Genomic DNA, 16,564 nt, shown 5'->3' with positions numbered 1-16,564 from the left:
GCCCGGTCTCAGTTACCGCGGGGCAGGGCCGCGATCCCGGTGCGCGCGAGATCCGAGAGGCCCAGGGGGCGCATCAGGTCGGCGAAGGCGTCGATTTTTTCCGAGGTGCCGGTAATCTCGAAGGTGAAGCTGTCGAGCGTCGAGTCGACCACGTTCGCGCGGAAGATGTCGGCGAGGCGCAGCGCCTCGACCCGCTTGTCCCCGGTGCTGGCGACCTTCATCAGCGCCAGCTCGCGCTCGACCGCGCGGCCCTCGACGGTCAGGTCATGCACCTCGTGGACGGGCACGATGCGCCCGAGCTGCGCCTTGATCTGTTCGATCACCTGCGGCGTGCCGGTGGTCACGATGGTGATGCGGGACATGTGCCCCTCATGGTCGATCTCGGCCACGGTCAGGCTGTCGATATTGTAGCCGCGCCCCGAAAACAGGCCGATGACGCGCGCGAGCACGCCCGCCTCGTTGTCGACCAGAACGGCGAGCGTGTGGCTCTCCTCGATATCAGAGAATTGCGGGCGCAGGTTGTAGGCCGAATGCTTGCTCGAGCCTTTCTTGATCTTCAGTGCGGACATCGCCTCTGTCTCCTTGGCAGATCCGCGCGGCAAGGCGGTCTCTGCGTGTCGTTGCGTGATGGGTCGGGGGCGGTCCTCAGACGAGGACCGCGCCGCCGGCCTTGATCGCATCCTTCGTCGACGCCTCGCCCAGCAGCATCTTGTTGTGCGGCTCGCCCGAGGGGATCATCGGGAAGCAGTTCTCGTGCTTCTCCACCAGGCAGTCGAAGATCACCGGGCCGTCATACTTGATCATCTCGTTGATCGCGTCATCGAGATCGGCGGGATCCTCGCAGCGGATGCCCTTTGCGCCGAAGGCTTCGGCGAGCTTGACGAAATCGGGCAGGGCCTCGGACCAGCTGTGCGAATAGCGCTCACCATGCAGAAGCTCCTGCCACTGGCGCACCATGCCGAGGCGCTCATTGTTGAGGATGAACTGCTTGACGGGCAGGCGGAACTGGATCGCCGTGCCCATCTCCTGCATGTTCATCAGCCAGCTCGCCTCGCCCGCGACATTGATGACGAGCGCGTCGCGATGCGCCATCTGCACGCCGATGGAGGCCGGAAAGCCGTAGCCCATCGTGCCGAGGCCGCCCGACGTCATCCAGCGGTTCGGATCCTCGAAGCCGAGATATTGCGCGGCCCACATCTGATGCTGGCCCACCTCGGTCGTGATGTAGCGGTCATGGCCCTTGGTCAGCGCCTCGAGGCGCGCCAGCGCATGCTGCGGCTTGATGGTCGGGCCGGTCTGCTTGAAGCTGAGGCACTCGACCTTGCGCCACTCGTCGATGCGCTTGTTCCATTTGGCGATCGCCTCGGAATTGACCTTGCGGCCGCGCGATTTCCAGACCTTGAGCAGATCCTCGAGCACATGGGCGATGTCGCCGACGATGGGGATATCGGTCTTGATCACCTTGTTGATCGACGACGGGTCGATGTCGATATGCGCCTTCTTGGAGCCGGGCGAGAACGCGTCGAGCCTTCCGGTGATCCGGTCGTCGAAGCGCGCGCCGATATTGATCATGAGATCGCAATCATGCATCGCCATGTTGGCCTCGTAGAGGCCGTGCATGCCCAGCATCCCGAGCCAGGATTTGCCGGAGGCGGGATAGGCGCCGAGGCCCATCAGCGTCGAGGTGATCGGAATGCCCGTGGCATCGACCAGCTCGCGCAGAAGCTGGCTTGCCGCCGGGCCCGAGTTGATGACCCCGCCGCCGGTGTAGAAGACCGGGCGCTTGGCGGTCTCCATCGCGGCCACGAGCTCGGTGATCGCCTCGAGATCGCCCTTCACCTGCGGCTGGTAGTGGCTGACGCGCACCTTTTGCGGGGGGGTATATTCGGCGCTGGCGAATTGCACGTCCTTCGGAATGTCGATCAGCACGGGGCCGGGGCGGCCCGCCGTGGCGACGTGGAAGGCCTCGTGGATCACCGCCGAAAGCTTGGCGGTGTCCTTGACCAGCCAGTTATGCTTGGTGCAGGGGCGGGTGATGCCCACCGTGTCGGCCTCCTGAAAGGCGTCCGAGCCGATCATGAAGGTCGGCACCTGGCCGGTCAGCACGACGATGGGAATGCTGTCGAGAAGCGCGTCCGTGAGGCCCGTCACGGCATTGGTCGCGCCGGGGCCGGATGTCACCAGCACCACTCCCGGCTTGCCGGTCGAGCGCGCGTAGCCCTCGGCGGCATGCACCGCGCCCTGTTCGTGGCGCACGAGGATGTGCTGGATGCCGTTCTGCTGGAAGACCTCGTCATAGATCGGCAGCACGGCGCCGCCGGGATAGCCGAAGATGACGTCCACGCCCTGATCCTTGAGGGCCTGAACCACCATTTTCGCTCCGGTCATCTGACGTGTCATCGTATCGCTCCGTTCATGACATCATTGCGCGATCGCGCATGAAAAAGCCCCCGAAGTGGTGGGGGCGCATTGGGTCTTCCGAGGGATCCCGGCTACCGGCCCATGCGCAATTTCCGTGTAAGTACTACCTGCGGCTCCACCGGACCACTCCTTATTGGCTGCGCTGGGGACATTATGACCCTGTCTCGGGAGGGTCAAGCGGCCCAGCGGATAAAATGTCGTGCGGAGTGGATTTTCTTTCCATTTGTTGCGCGATTCAGGTCGGATCGGATGTTTTGCACCCGCGGGACGCCTCCGGCGGGAGTATTTGGGCCAAGATGAAGGACGGGCCTGTGCGCATCAGCCGCGGCGGGCGTGCATGATGAAGCCCAGAAGATTGAGCAGAACCTGCGCGGCCAGCACCGATGTGCTGTCGCCCGCGTCATAGGCGGGCGCCACCTCGACCAGGTCGATGCCGACGATCTCGTTGCGCCGCGCGACCTGCTGAAGCAGTTCGAGGACCTCGTAATAGAGAAAGCCTCCATGGCTCGGCGTGCCGGTGCCGGGCGCAATGGAGGGGCAGAAGCCGTCGATATCGAGCGTGAGATAAACGCGTGCGCCCGCCGGAATGCGGCCTGCAAGCGCCTCCGGGCCGAGCGCGCGGCACTGGCGCACCGAGAGGATATCGGAGCCCATCCCGCGCGCGGCCTCGTAGCCGTCCCGCGCGGTCGAGCTGACATTGCGGATGCCGAGCTGCGTGAGGCCGGTGACATAGGGCTTCTCGGCGGCGCGGCGCATCGGGTTGCCATGCCCAGTGCGCACGCCATGCCGCTCGTCCACGAAATCGAGATGCGCGTCGATCTGGAGGATGTGGATGTCGCCCCGGCCCTCGAACGCGTCGATGCAGGGGATGTTGACCGAATGATCGCCTCCGATGGTCACCGGCAGCGCGCCGGCCGCGAGAATCGCGCGCACGCCCTCGGCGATGTTCGCATGGCTCTGCGCCGTGTCGGTGTGCACGATATCGGCGTCGCCGATATCGACGATGCGTATGTCAGGGCCGAGATAGGTCACGTCGTCCTCATGATCGTAGGCGCCGCCATGCCCGAAGCTGAAAAGCGTCGAGGCCTCCCGCACGCTGCGCGGGCCGAAGCGCGCGCCGGGCCGGAACTGCGTGCCGCCGTCGAAGGGCGCGCCGAGGATCGCGATATCTGCGTCGATCGCCGACCAGTCCGCGACATAGGGGCGCTTGCCGAAGGTCGAAATCCCGACGAAGGGCAGGTTCAGCCGCCCCGTTTCATACTCATGTCCGCTCATGCCGAAGCCTCCTGCCTGCGCGCCCCTCCCCGGGCCCGGCCAGATAGACAGGCGCCGCGCGCCCGGGCAAGCCGTGTTTTGCCGCAGACCCGCCTTTTGCCTTTCGCCCGCCCGGCATCCGTGAAATAGGGAGTTGCCAAACGATCCTATCATGGAGACACGTGATGAAGATTCGTGAGGCCCTGACCTTCGATGATGTCCTTCTGCTTCCCGCCGCGTCCAACGTGCTGCCCAGCACCGCCGACACGCGCACGCGGGTGACCCGCTCGATCGCGCTCAACATCCCGCTGCTGAGCTCGGCCATGGACACGGTCACCGAGAGCCGCATGGCGATCTGCATGGCGCAATATGGCGGCATGGGCGTCATTCACCGCAATTTCGACATCGCCGAACAGGCCGCCGAGGTGCGCCGGGTCAAGCGCTTCGTGAGCGGGATCGTCTACAACCCGATCACCCTCACCGCCGATCAGACCCTCGCCGATGCAAAAGCGCTTCAGGAGCAGTACCGCGTCAGCGGCTTTCCGGTGATCGACGAGGCGGGCCGCGTCGTGGGCATCGTCACCAACCGCGATATGCGGTTCGCGCAGGACGAGCGCACGCCGGTGCGCGTCATGATGACGTCGGACGATCTGGCGATCCTGCAGGAGCCGGCCGATCTCGAGGAGGCCAAATCGCTGATGAAGGAGCGCCGGATCGAGAAGCTGCTCGTCACGGACGGGAAGGGCAAGCTGACCGGCCTTCTGACGCTCAAGGATACCGAGCAGGCGGTCCTCAATCCCTCGGCCTGCAAGGACCATCTGGGCCGTCTGCGCGTCGCCGCCGCGACCACTGTGGGCGATGCCGGCTTCGAGCGGACCGAGGCGCTGGTCGATGCGGGCGCCGACATGATCGTGATCGACACCGCGCATGGCCATTCCGCCGGCGTGGCCGAAGCGGTGCGCCGCGCCAAGGCGATCTCGGGCGATGTGCAGGTCGTGGCCGGCAACGTCGCGACGGGCGACGCTGTGCGCGCGCTGATCGATGCGGGCGCCGACTCGGTCAAGGTCGGGATCGGGCCCGGCAGCATCTGCACCACGCGCATGGTCGCCGGTGTGGGCGTGCCCCAGCTGACCGCGATCATGGATTGCGTGGCCGCCGCCGGCGACACGCCGATCATCGCAGATGGCGGCATCAAGTTCTCGGGCGATTTCGCCAAGTCCATCGCCGCGGGCGCCTCCTGCGCCATGGTCGGAAGCATGATCGCCGGGACGGATGAAAGCCCGGGCGAGATGATCCTTTTCCAGGGCCGCTCCTACAAGGCCTATCGCGGCATGGGCAGCCTCGGCGCCATGGCGCGCGGCAGCGCCGACCGCTATTTCCAGAAAGACGCGGCGAGCGACAAGCTGGTGCCCGAAGGGATCGAGGGGCAGGTGCCCTACAAGGGGGCCGCCGGAACGGTCATCCATCAGCTTGTCGGAGGGCTGCGCGCCGCGATGGGCTATACCGGCTGCGCGACGATCGACGAGATGCGGCAGAATTGCGAATTCGTGCGCATCACGAATGCCGGTCTGAGCGAGAGCCATGTCCATGACGTGCAGATCACGCGCGAGTCGCCCAATTATCGGATCGGATAATTTAATCAGCGTGCTGCGGGTCATTCTTCAAGTAGCCGCGCGGGCGATTCGATGACGCCCGCCGCGCGCATCGCCGCTGCGGCCGAGTTGCTGGACCGGATCGGCGCGGGCGCGCCGGCCGAGAAGGTTCTGACGGGCTGGGCGCGCGGCGCGCGCTTCGCCGGCTCGGGCGATCGGGCGGCGGTGCGCGATCTGGTCTACGAGGCGCTGCGCTGCTGGCGCTCGCATGCCTGCCTCGGCGGCGGCGAGACGGGGCGCGCGCGCATGATCGGCGCGCTCCGGGCCCAGGGGATCAATCCCGAGACGCTCTTCACCGGCGTGCGGCATGCTCCGGCGCCGCTGAGCGACGAAGAAAAAGCCGCCGGCGCCCGTCCCGAGGGCATGGACGCGCTCGATCTGCCGGACTGGCTATGGCCCGAATTCGAGGTGTCGCTCGGCGGCGACGCGGCGGGCGCGGCCGAGGCCTTGCGCCACCGGGCGCCCATCATGCTCAGGGCCTGCCTGCGCCGCGCCAGCCGCGACGAGGCGATTGCGGCGCTCGCCCAGGATGACATTCACTCCGAGGCGCATCCTATTGCAAAGACGGCGATAATAGTCACAGAAGGTGCGCGCCGCGTGGCGCAGAGTGCCGCCTTTCGCGAGGGTCTGGTCGAGCTTCAGGACGGCTCGGGTCAGGCCGCGATGGAAGGCATCGATCTGTCCGGCGCGCGGAGCGTTCTCGACTATTGCGCGGGCGGCGGCGGCAAGGCGCTGGCGCTCGCCGCGCGCTCGGACGCGCAGGTCTTCGCCCATGACATCGATCCTGCGCGCATGCGCGATCTGCCGGCGCGCGCCGCCCGCGCCGGTGCGGCGGTGACATTGCTCGAGACATCGGATCTGCGAGCGAATTCCCCGTTTTCGGTGGTTCTTTGCGACGCGCCGTGCTCGGGCAGCGGCACCTGGCGGCGCACGCCCGAGGCCAAGTGGACCCTGACGCCCGAGCGGCTGGCCGAGTTGACGCGGATGCAATCGGGCATCCTCGATGACGCCTCGGAGCTGGTCGCGCCCGGCGGGCTGCTGGTCTATGCGACCTGTTCGGTTCTCGCGGCCGAGAACGAGGCGCGGATCGATGATTTCCTGGCGCGGCACCCCGAATGGCGCTGCGCGTTTCAACGTAGATACCCGATCTCAGAGGCGGGAGACGGGTTCTATGTGGCACATTTGGCGCGTTCGTCGTAAACTTTACACGTTTTGCGTGTGTTTTCGAGCAAAGAATTAACCACCGCTTAAGACCTCGTGCTTCACTCTCACTCGATCGTGACGCAGCCGAGGACCGACCCCGCCGTGACCCTTTCCGAAACCGATTTCGGCGCCATCCGGCGCGCCGCCGCGCGCCTGCGCCCGCATGCGGGGCTCGTCCTCTGCTCGGCTCTGCTCTTCGCGGTGACTGCGGGGATGGTCGCGCCCGGCGGTGAGCGGTATCTGCTCGCCCTCGTGGCGATGATCCTCGGCGGCTCGGCCCTCTGGATCCTTGCCGCCGCGCGCCTCGGCGAGGCGGGGGCCGGTCGCGCGGCGCTCTCAATCGAGGATCTCATACGCCATGATGCCGCCGCCTGCCTCGTGACGGGGCCGGATGGGGCGGTGATCTCGTTCAACGAGGCGGCGCGCAGAAGCTATGCGGCCGAGGAACACGCGACGCTCGCGGGCGCGCTTCAGCCGCTCATCGCGAATCCCGGCGCGTTGCTCTACCGGCTTCAGACGCGCGCGGCCGCGCGCGGCTCGGCGCATGAGGATATCGTGACGGGGGCGGGGCATGTGCGCCTCGCCGTGCACCGCGCGGGCGCCCGGATGCTGGTCTGGCGGATCGAGAAATCGGCGGATGGCGCGGCCCGGCGCGGCGGCGCTGTGCCGCTGCCGATGCTGACGGTCGGACGCAACAACGCCATCCTTTTCATGAACGATGCGGCGCGCCTGCTGATCGGAGAGCGGGCGCGCACGCTCGACCGGATCTGCACCGAATTGCCGCTGCGCTCGGGGCGGATGAACCGGATCAGCACGCAAGCGGGGGTGGAGCCGTGCCTTGTCGTCGAGCTCGAGGGGATCGCGGGCCGGCGCGAGGTCTTCATCATGCCGGGCCTCGCCGAGGACGAGCGCCCCGCCGGGGCATGGAGCCTCTTCGATGAGCTGCCCGTGCCGCTGCTCAAACTGACGCGCGCGGGCGCCATCCGGCTCTGCAACAGGCAGGCGGCCGAGCTTCTGGGCTGCGCCGAGTGGCAGGGCCGCCAGGTCACCGATCTGCTCGAGGGGCTGGGCCGCTCGATCCCCGACTGGCTGGAGGATGCGGCCGAAGGGCGCGGCACGGTCCATTCCGAGGTCCTCCGCGTGCGCCGCGCCGAGGAGGAGGTCTTCATTCAGGTCACGCTCGCCCGCGCGGCGCAGGAGGGCGAGACGGAGCTCATCGCGGTGCTGAGCGACGCGACCGAGCTCAAATCGCTCGAGGCGCAGTTCGTCCAGTCGCAAAAGATGCAGGCGATCGGGCAGCTTGCCGGGGGCGTCGCGCATGATTTCAACAACCTGCTCACCGCGATCTCGGGCCATTGCGACCTGCTCCTCCTGCGGCACGATCAGGGCGATTCCGATTATGGCGATCTTTTGCAGATCGCGCAGAACGCCAACCGCGCGGCGGCGCTGGTCGGCCAACTTCTGGCCTATTCGCGCAAGCAGACGCTGCGGCCCGAGGTGATGGATCTGCGCGACGCGATGTCGGACCTCACGCATCTTCTCAACCGCCTCGTGGGCGAGAAAATCGTGCTCTCGCTCCGGCATGATCCGACCTTGTGGTCGATCCGCGCGGACAAGCGCCAACTCGAGCAGGTCATCATGAACCTCGTGGTGAACGCGCGCGATGCGATGGCCTCGGGCGGCGAGATCACGATCGAGACGCGCAACGTGACGCTCGATGCGCCCCTCCACCGCGACCGCGCCATCGTCGCGCCGGGCAGATGGGTGCGCATCGACGTGACCGACGAAGGCATCGGCATCCCGCCGGAGCGGCTTCAAAAGGTCTTCGAGCCCTTCTTTACCACGAAAAAGACAGGCGAGGGCACGGGCCTCGGCCTTTCGACGGCGTACGGGATCGTCAAGCAGACGGGCGGCTTCATCTTCGTCGACAGCGCGCCGGGGCAGGGCACCAACTTCTTCCTGATGTTTCCCGCGCATGATCAGGCGGAGCGGCCCGCCGAGGCCGCGGCGCGCACGGCCATCGACGAGGGTCCAGACGAGGGGATCGTGCTTCTGGTCGAGGACGAGGCGCCGGTGCGCGCCTTCGCCTCGCGCGCGCTCCAGATGCGCGGCTTCACCGTGCTCGAGGCCGAGTCCGCCGAGGAGGCGCTCGAGCTTCTGTCCGATCCAAATCTCGCCGTCGATGTCTTCGTGACCGACGTGGTCATGCCCGGTCTCGACGGGCCGAGCTGGGTCCAGAAGGCGCTGATCGACCGGCCGCGCACCCGCGTCGTCTTCGTCTCGGGCTACGCGGAAGAGGATTTCGGCGACACGCAGGCGCGCATTCCGAACTCGGTTTTCCTGCCCAAACCCTTCTCGCTCACGGATCTGACCGAGGTGGTGCAGCGGCAGATGGGGGAGTGCGGCGCGCGGGGGCGGCGCGGCGCTCAGTTGATCGGAGAGGGCACGGGTTCGGGCGTGTAGGAACCATCCGGGCCGATGCTGGCGTAAAGCCGGAAATCGGGCGCGTATTTGCGGCGCAGAACCGCCTCGGTCTCGGGCGAGAGCGCCAGCGGCTCGCGCGGGGAGGCGTTGAGGCGGTCCGTCTCGACACGGAACCCGAGCCGCGCCTCGAGATAGTCGGCGAGCGCGGGCTGATCCTCGTAGCGGAAGACATGCGTCGCCGCGGTGCCGTTCTTCTGCGGCTCAAGGAATTTCGACTGCGATCCGACATTCGCGTGCCGCGGCTGCGCGCCAGCGACATAGTCGCGCACGAAGGCATCGAAGCTCATATCCTCCGTGCTCACTGGCTTGCCCGACAGAAACGGGCGCTGGCGATAGCGATACCAGCTTCCCAGCCAGTCGATCGGCTCGCGCATCACGGCGATGACATGCAGATCCTCGCCGATGAATTTCTCGAGCGCGGGCCGGAAGAAGCGGTTGTAGCGGAAAATCGGCGCATGTTTCAGCTCGGGCGGATCGCTCACGATCATCGAGGCATGCTCCGCGAGCGCGGCCTGCCATGCGGTGGTGCCGGTCTTCGGGACCGACAGAAAGACCAGTTTCTGCTTTGAAAAGACCAGCATGGCGCCCTTCACGGCTAAAAGGGCGCAGTCAGGAATGCCCTTAACCTTTCTTCAACACTTCGCGCCGATTGTGAAGGCATGGAACATTTGGCTTGAAATGTTCGCGTTTTGTCTGCATTAAGGCGAGAACAAGAGGCGAACAAACGCAACGATTGCCGCTAGTGGCATGGTGTGGAATAAGGATGCGAACGCAATGGCAACGGCAGATCTTTTGAGCATGGACAACAAGAAGAGCGCGGACAAGCAGAAGGCCCTCGACAGTGCGCTGGCCCAGATCGAACGGCAGTTCGGCAAGGGCTCGATCATGAAGCTGGGGGATAACCCGATCACCGACATGGAATCGACCTCCACCGGCTCGCTCGGCCTCGATATCGCGCTCGGCATCGGCGGCATCCCGAAGGGCCGGATCGTCGAGATCTACGGCCCCGAAAGCTCGGGCAAGACGACGCTGACGCTGCATTGCGTGGCCGAAGAGCAGAAGAAGGGCGGCGTTTGCGCCTTCGTCGACGCGGAGCATGCGCTCGATCCGCAATATGCCCGCAAGCTCGGTGTCGATCTCGATGAGCTTCTCATCAGCCAGCCCGACACGGGCGAGCAGGCGCTCGAGATCGTGGACACGCTGGTGCGCTCGGGCGCGGTCAGCATGGTCGTCGTCGACTCGGTCGCGGCGCTCACGCCGAAATCCGAGCTCGAGGGCGACATGGGCGACAGCAGCGTGGGTGTGCATGCCCGCCTGATGAGCCAGGCGATGCGCAAGCTGACGGGCTCGATCAGCCGCACGAAATGCACCGTGATCTTCATCAACCAGATCCGCATGAAGATCGGAGTCATGTTCGGCAGCCCCGAGACGACGACGGGCGGCAACGCGCTCAAGTTCTACAGCTCGGTCCGGCTCGACATCCGCCGCATCGGCGCGCTCAAGGATCGCGACGAGGTGGTCGGCAACGCGACGCGCGTCAAGGTCGTCAAGAACAAGGTCGCGCCGCCCTTCAAGCAGGTGGAATTCGACATCATGTACGGCGAGGGCATCTCGAAGATGGGCGAGATTCTCGATCTCGGCGTCAAGGCGGGCGTGGTCGAGAAATCCGGCAGCTGGTTCAGCTACGGCGACGAGCGCATCGGGCAGGGCCGCGAGAACGCCAAGACCTTCCTCAAGGAAAACAGCTCGATCGCGCTCGAGATCGAGGACAAGATTCGCGCGGCGCACGGGCTCGACTTCGACATGGGCGCCTCGGATGACGATGGCGGCAGCGGCGACGATGTGATGGAGGCGTGACGCCCTTTGATATGTGAGCGAAAGGCCCGGCCGCAGCAGCGCGCCGGGCCTTCTTTCTTGCGGTGGACAGGGCGCGCGCGGGCGGATACCTAGAGGCGCGCCGGGCCCTTAGGGCCACCCCATTGCAAAGAGGCTTCCCGCATGCCGACGCTGAACGATATCCGCTCGACCTTTCTGAGCTATTTCGACCGCAACGATCACCGCGTCGTCGACAGCTCGCCTCTTGTGCCGCGCAACGATCCCACGCTCATGTTCACCAATTCGGGCATGGTACAGTTCAAGAACCTCTTCACCGGCGTCGAGAAGCGCGACTACGTGCGCGCGACGACCAGCCAGAAATGCGTCCGCGCGGGCGGCAAGCATAACGATCTGGACAATGTAGGCTACACGGCGCGCCATCACACCTTCTTCGAGATGATGGGGAATTTCAGCTTCGGCGACTATTTCAAGGACGACGCGATCCGCTTCGCCTGGGAGCTTCTGACCCGCGATTTCGGCATCGACAAATCCAAGCTTCTGGTCACGGTCTATCACACCGACGAAGAGGCCGCGACGATCTGGAAGAAGGTCGCGGGCCTGCCGGACGAGCGTATCATCCGCATCGCGACGGACGACAATTTCTGGTCGATGGGCCCGACCGGCCCGTGCGGCCCGTGTTCCGAGATCTTCTACGACCACGGCCCCGAGATCTGGGGTGGCCCTCCGGGCAGCCCCGAGGAGGACGGCGACCGGTTCATCGAGATCTGGAACCTCGTCTTCATGCAGAACGAGCGGTTCGAGGACGGCACGCAGCGCGATCTCGACATGCAGTCGATCGACACCGGGATGGGCCTCGAGCGGATCGGCGCGCTCCTTCAGGGCAAGCACGACAATTACGACACGGACCTCATGCGCGCGCTGATCGAGGCGAGCGCGCATGCCACCTCGACCGACCCCGACGGCCCGGGCAACGTGCATCACCGCGTGATCGCGGATCACCTGCGCTCGACCTCCTTCCTGATGGCCGATGGCGTGATGCCCTCGAACGAGGGGCGGGGCTATGTGCTGCGCCGCATCATGCGGCGGGCGATGCGCCATGCGCATCTGCTGGGCGCGAAGGATCCGGTCATGCACCGGCTGGTGCCGTCGCTCGTGGGGCAGATGGGGCAAGCTTTCCCCGAGCTCGGCCGCGCGCAGGGCATGATCGAGGAGATGCTCCGCCTCGAGGAGACGCGCTTCAAGCAGACGCTCGACCGTGGTCTTGGCCTGCTCGACGACGCGCTTCAGGATCTGGGCGAAGGCGCGGACCTTCCCGGCGAGACGGCGTTCAAGCTCTACGACACGTTCGGCTTCCCGCTCGATCTGACGCAGGATGCGCTGCGCGAGAAGGGGCGCGGCGTCGATATCGCGGGCTTCGATGCGGCCATGGCCGAGCAGAAGGCCAAGGCGCGAGCGGCCTGGGCGGGCACGGGCGAGGCGGTCGATCAGGCGGTCTGGTACGACATCGCCGAGGCGAAGGGCGTGACGGATTTCCTCGGCTACGATACCGAGAGCGCAGAGGCGCAGATCGTCGCGCTGGTCAAGGACGGCGCGCAGGCCGAGAGCGCGGGCGAAGGCGATACCGTTCAGATCGTGCTCAACCAGACGCCCTTCTACGCCGAGGCCGGTGGTCAGGTGGGCGATAGCGGCACCCTGCGCTGCGAGGGCGGCGAGGCGCGCATCACCGACACCAGGAAAGTGGCCGGCGTCTTCATCCATTTCGCCGAAGTGACACGCGGCAAGATCACGAGGGGTGCCGCCGCGCAGCTCGAGGTGGATCACGACCGCCGCAGCGCGATCCGGGCCAACCATTCGGCGACGCATCTTCTGCATGAGGCGCTGCGCGAGGTGCTGGGCGATCACGTCGCGCAGCGCGGCAGCCTCAACGCCGAGGACCGTCTGCGCTTCGATTTCAGCCACACCAAGGCGCTGAGCGCCGACGAGCTGGCGCGCGTCGAGGCCGATGTGAACGCCTATATCCGCCAGAACGCGCCGGTCCAGACGCGGATCATGACGCCGGACGAGGCGCGGGAGCTGGGCGCGCAGGCGCTCTTCGGCGAGAAATACGGCGACGAGGTGCGCGTCGTGTCGATGGGCCGCAAGGACGGCTCGGGGCGCGGCGCGGATGGCGCGACGTATTCGATCGAGCTTTGCGGCGGCACGCATGTCAGCGGCACCGGCGATATCGGGCTCTTCGTGCTTCTGGGCGATGCGGCCTCGAGCGCGGGCGTGCGCCGGATCGAGGCGCTGACCGGCGACGCGGCGCTGCGCTATCTCGGCGGGCACTCGAAGGCGCTGACCGAGATCGCGGGCGCGCTCAAGGTCCGCCCCGAGGACGCGCAAGCGCGTGTGCGCGCGCTCATGGACGAGCGCCGCGCGCTGGTGCAGGAGGTGGCGCAGCTGCGCCGCGATCTCGCCATGGCGGGCGGCGCGGGCAAAGGCGGCGAGGCCGAAATCGAAGAGATCGGCGGCAAAAGGCTCATCGCGCAGGTAATGAGCGGGGTCGCGGGCAAGGATCTGCCGGGCCTCATCGACCAGCTCAAGGCGAAAGTCGAAAGCGGCGCGGTGCTTCTCATCGCGGATACGGGCGGCAAGGCCGCCGTCGCGGCGGGCGTGACCGAGGATATGACCGGCAGCCTCTCGGCGGTCGACATGGTGCGCGCCGCCGTGACCGAGCTGGGCGGCAAGGGCGGCGGCGGCCGCGCGGACCTCGCCCAGGGGGGCGCCGCCGATGCCGCCAATTCGGACGCCGCGATCGACGCGGTGCGCAACCTTTTGAAAGGATAAGCCATGCCAGCACTCTGGATCGCGCATGTGACCGTCACCGACGAGGAGGCGTACGGCAAATACGCCGCGCTGGCCGGACCCGCCATCGCCAAGCATGGCGGCGCATTCATCGCGCGCGGCGGACGCTTCGTGCAGCTCGAAGGCAAGGAGCGCCCCCGCAACGTGGTCGCGCGTTTCGAAAGCGTCGAGGCCGCGGAGGCCTGCTATCACTCGCCCGAATATCAGGAGGCGCTGAGCCATGCGCGCGGCGCGTCCGAGCGCGAGTTGCTGATCGTCGAGACTTCCGAGTAACCGGGGCGCTGGTCACGGGGCGTTTCGCCGCTATGTGCCTTTGGAAACAAAGGGAGACATGCGGATGATACGCGCCTGGATCATGGGATTGCTTCTGGCGATGGCGCCGGGTCTGTCGTCGGCGCAGGATGCCTCGGTGCTCGATCAGCCGGGAGCAGTCCTGCTCATGCGCCATGCGCTCGCCCCCGGCACCGGCGATCCCGCGAATTTCGCGCTCGGCGATTGCAGCACGCAGCGCAATCTCGATGAAGCGGGGCGCGCGCAGGCGCGCCGGATCGGCGCGGCGCTGCGGCAGGCGGGTATGGTGCCGACGCATGTCTTCACCAGCGAATGGTGCCGCTGCCGCGAAACCGCCGCCCTGCTGGATCTTGGCGAGGTGACGCCGCTGCCGGCGCTCAACTCGCATTTCGCCGGGCGCGGCGACCGCGAGGCGCAGGCCCGCGCGGTGCGGGAGGTGCTGGCCGAGCTGCCCGCGGATGCGCGCCCGCTTCTGGTGACGCATCAGGTGAACATCACGGCGCTCAGCGGCGTCTTTCCCCGCTCGGGCGAGATCGTCGTGACGCTCCCGAACGAAAACGGCCAGCTCGTCGAAGCTGGCCGTTTCCTCGTCGATCCATAAAAGCCCGGTATCAGGCGCTTTTCGAGGCGCGCTTGCGCTCATGCGGGTCGAGATGGCGCTTGCGCAGGCGGATCGCGTTCGGCGTCACTTCGACCAGCTCGTCGTCGTCGATATAGGCGATGGCCTGTTCGAGCGTCATTTCGACGGGTGTCGTGAGGCGCACGGCCTCGTCGGTGCCCGACGCACGCACGTTGGTCAGTTTCTTGCCCTTGAGCGGGTTCACCTCGAGATCGTTGTCGCGGCTGTGCTCGCCGATAATCATGCCGGTATAGACCTTGGCCTGAGCGCCGATGAACATCTTGCCGCGATCCTCGAGGTTCCAGAGCGCGTAGGCCACCGACTCGCCGTTCTCCATCGAGATGAGAACGCCCGCGCGGCGGCCCGGGATGACGCCGCGATGGGGCGACCAGCTATGGAACACGCGGTTGAGAACGCCGGTGCCGCGCGTGTCGGTCAGGAATTCGCCATGATAGCCGATGAGGCCGCGCGAGGGGACATGCGCGATGATGCGCGTCTTGCCGGCCCCTGCGGGCTTCATCTCGACGAGATCGCCCTTGCGCGCGCCGGTGATCTTCTCGATCACGGCGCCGGAATATTCGTCATCGACGTCGATCGTGACTTCCTCGATCGGCTCGAGCCGCTCGCCGTTCTCGCCTTCGCGCATCACCACCTTGGGGCGCGAAATGCTGAGCTCGAAGCCCTCGCGGCGCATGTTCTCGATCAGAACGCCCATTTGCAATTCACCGCGGCCCGCAACCTCGAACGCCTCGCCGCCGGGCGTGTCGGTGACCTTGATGGCCACGTTCGATTCGGCTTCCTTGAGCAGGCGGTCGCGGATGACGCGGCTTTGCACCTTCTTGCCGTCCCGGCCCGCGAGCGGGCTGTCGTTGATCCCGAAGGTCACGGTGATCGTGGGCGGATCGATGGGCTGCGCATCGAGCGGCTCGTCCACCGCGAGCGCGCAGATCGTGTCGGCGACGGTGGCCTTCGACATGCCCGCGAGGCTGACGATATCGCCGGCCTGCGCCTCCTCGATGTCCTGGCTGGAGAGGCCGCGGAAGGCCTGGATGCGGGTCACGCGGAACTGCTCGATCTTCTGGCCGATGCGGCTGAGCGCCTGCACGGTCGCGCCGACCCGGAGCTTGCCCGATTCCACGCGGCCCGTCAGTAGGCGGCCCACGAAGGGGTCGGCGCCGAGCGTCGTGGCGAGCATCCGGAAATCCTCGTCCTGCCGTTTGACCTGCTTGGGCGCGGGGACGTGATCGACGATGAGCTTGAAGAGGGCGCTCAGATCCTTGCGCGGGCCGTCGAGCTCGTGATCGGCCCAGCCGTTGCGGCCGCTCGCATACATGTGCGGGAAATCGAGCTGGTCGTCATCGGCGCCGAGGCTGGCGAAGAGATCGAAGCACTCGTCGAGCGCGCGGTCGGGTTCCGCATCGGGCTTGTCGACCTTGTTGAGCACCACGATGGGGCGCAGGCCGAGCGCGAGCGCCTTGGAGGTCACGAATTTCGTCTGCGGCATCGGGCCCTCGGCGGCATCGACAAGAAGGACGACACCGTCGACCATGCTCAGGATGCGCTCCACCTCGCCGCCGAAATCGGCGTGGCCCGGCGTGTCGACGATGTTGATGCGCTTGCCCTTCCATTCGACCGAGGTCGGCTTGGCGAAGATCGTGATGCCGCGCTCGCGCTCGAGATCGTTGCTGTCCATCGCGCGCTCGTCCACGGCCTGGTTGGCCCGGAAGGCACCCGATTGCTTGAGCAATTCGTCGACCAGCGTCGTCTTGCCATGGTCCACGTGGGCGATGATCGCGATGTTGCGAAGGTCCATTTCGGTCAATCCTTGGGGTTTTTTTCAGCGCCCTATAGCCTGCGGGCGGATTTGACCAGAGCAAAGAGCCGTTCCGGCGAAGATCGGCGCGCGGCTTTGCGCCGCGTGCATCGCTCACGGAGGGGGCAAGTGCCGCCCGAGGGCGTA

12 protein-coding genes are annotated in these 16,564 nt (G+C 66.6%); 7 read left to right on the top strand and 5 right to left on the bottom strand.

The annotated features are described in order from the left end of the window. Window positions 1–8: 8 nt before the first annotated feature. From ilvN to speB, 3 genes are all read right to left on the bottom strand, one after another. Entirely contained in the window at window positions 9–569 is a 561-nt protein-coding gene (gene ilvN / locus ACGRVM_RS03400) for an acetolactate synthase small subunit (RefSeq protein WP_377168694.1), read from the bottom strand. Between the two features lie 76 nt (window positions 570–645). Further along, on the bottom strand, window positions 646–2,400 hold the full coding sequence (locus tag ACGRVM_RS03395; protein WP_377168696.1) for an acetolactate synthase 3 large subunit: 1,755 nt from the start codon (window positions 2,398–2,400) through the stop codon (window positions 646–648). A 339-nt stretch (window positions 2,401–2,739) separates the two neighbouring features. Further along, window positions 2,740–3,696, bottom strand: coding sequence for an agmatinase (speB, locus tag ACGRVM_RS03390; protein ID WP_377168698.1), 957 nt, complete (start codon window positions 3,694–3,696; stop codon window positions 2,740–2,742). Window positions 3,697–3,860: 164 nt separating this feature from the next. On the opposite strand from speB, the gene guaB reads away from it, so the two are divergent. The 3 genes from guaB (at window position 3,861) to ACGRVM_RS03375 (ending at window position 8,993) form a co-directional block, all read left to right on the top strand. After that, complete coding sequence (gene guaB, locus ACGRVM_RS03385) at window positions 3,861–5,309, top strand: IMP dehydrogenase (protein WP_377168700.1); 1,449 nt, start codon at window positions 3,861–3,863, stop codon at window positions 5,307–5,309. 51 nt (window positions 5,310–5,360) lie between these two features. Then, complete coding sequence (locus ACGRVM_RS03380; protein ID WP_377168702.1) at window positions 5,361–6,527, top strand: RsmB/NOP family class I SAM-dependent RNA methyltransferase; 1,167 nt, start codon at window positions 5,361–5,363, stop codon at window positions 6,525–6,527. Window positions 6,528–6,743: 216 nt separating this feature from the next. Then, window positions 6,744–8,993 (top strand): ATP-binding response regulator, encoded by a 2,250-nt coding sequence (locus ACGRVM_RS03375; RefSeq protein ID WP_377170003.1) that lies wholly within the window; start codon window positions 6,744–6,746, stop codon window positions 8,991–8,993. On the opposite strand, the gene ACGRVM_RS03370 is transcribed toward ACGRVM_RS03375, so the two are convergent. Then, window positions 8,957–9,595 carry a sulfotransferase family protein gene (locus ACGRVM_RS03370; RefSeq protein WP_377168704.1) on the bottom strand — a complete coding sequence of 213 codons (639 nt, stop codon included), beginning with the start codon at window positions 9,593–9,595 and terminating at the stop codon, window positions 8,957–8,959. The genes ACGRVM_RS03375 and ACGRVM_RS03370 overlap by 37 nt on opposite strands. A 193-nt stretch (window positions 9,596–9,788) precedes the next feature. Between ACGRVM_RS03370 and recA the strand changes: the two genes are divergently transcribed. From recA to ACGRVM_RS03350, 4 genes are all read left to right on the top strand, one after another. Beyond that, window positions 9,789–10,871, top strand: coding sequence for a recombinase RecA (recA, locus tag ACGRVM_RS03365; RefSeq protein ID WP_377168706.1), 1,083 nt, complete (start codon window positions 9,789–9,791; stop codon window positions 10,869–10,871). Window positions 10,872–11,012: 141 nt separating this feature from the next. Further along, complete coding sequence (gene alaS / locus ACGRVM_RS03360; RefSeq protein WP_377168708.1) at window positions 11,013–13,676, top strand: alanine--tRNA ligase; 2,664 nt, start codon at window positions 11,013–11,015, stop codon at window positions 13,674–13,676. A gap of 3 nt (window positions 13,677–13,679) precedes the next feature. After that, complete coding sequence (locus tag ACGRVM_RS03355) at window positions 13,680–13,967, top strand: DUF1330 domain-containing protein (protein ID WP_377168710.1); 288 nt, start codon at window positions 13,680–13,682, stop codon at window positions 13,965–13,967. A gap of 64 nt (window positions 13,968–14,031) precedes the next feature. Then, complete coding sequence (locus tag ACGRVM_RS03350) at window positions 14,032–14,586, top strand: histidine phosphatase family protein (RefSeq protein WP_377168712.1); 555 nt, start codon at window positions 14,032–14,034, stop codon at window positions 14,584–14,586. Window positions 14,587–14,596: 10 nt separating this feature from the next. Here the strand turns inward: ACGRVM_RS03350 and typA are convergent, their stop codons facing one another. Next, window positions 14,597–16,417, bottom strand: coding sequence for a translational GTPase TypA (gene typA / locus ACGRVM_RS03345; RefSeq protein WP_377168714.1), 1,821 nt, complete (start codon window positions 16,415–16,417; stop codon window positions 14,597–14,599). Window positions 16,418–16,564: the final 147 nt, after the last annotated feature.

This window comes from Roseovarius aquimarinus, assembly GCF_043661195.1.
Classification (GTDB): Bacteria; Pseudomonadota; Alphaproteobacteria; order Rhodobacterales; family Rhodobacteraceae; genus Roseovarius; species Roseovarius aquimarinus.
This window is presented reverse-complemented; position numbering and strand designations above follow the sequence as displayed.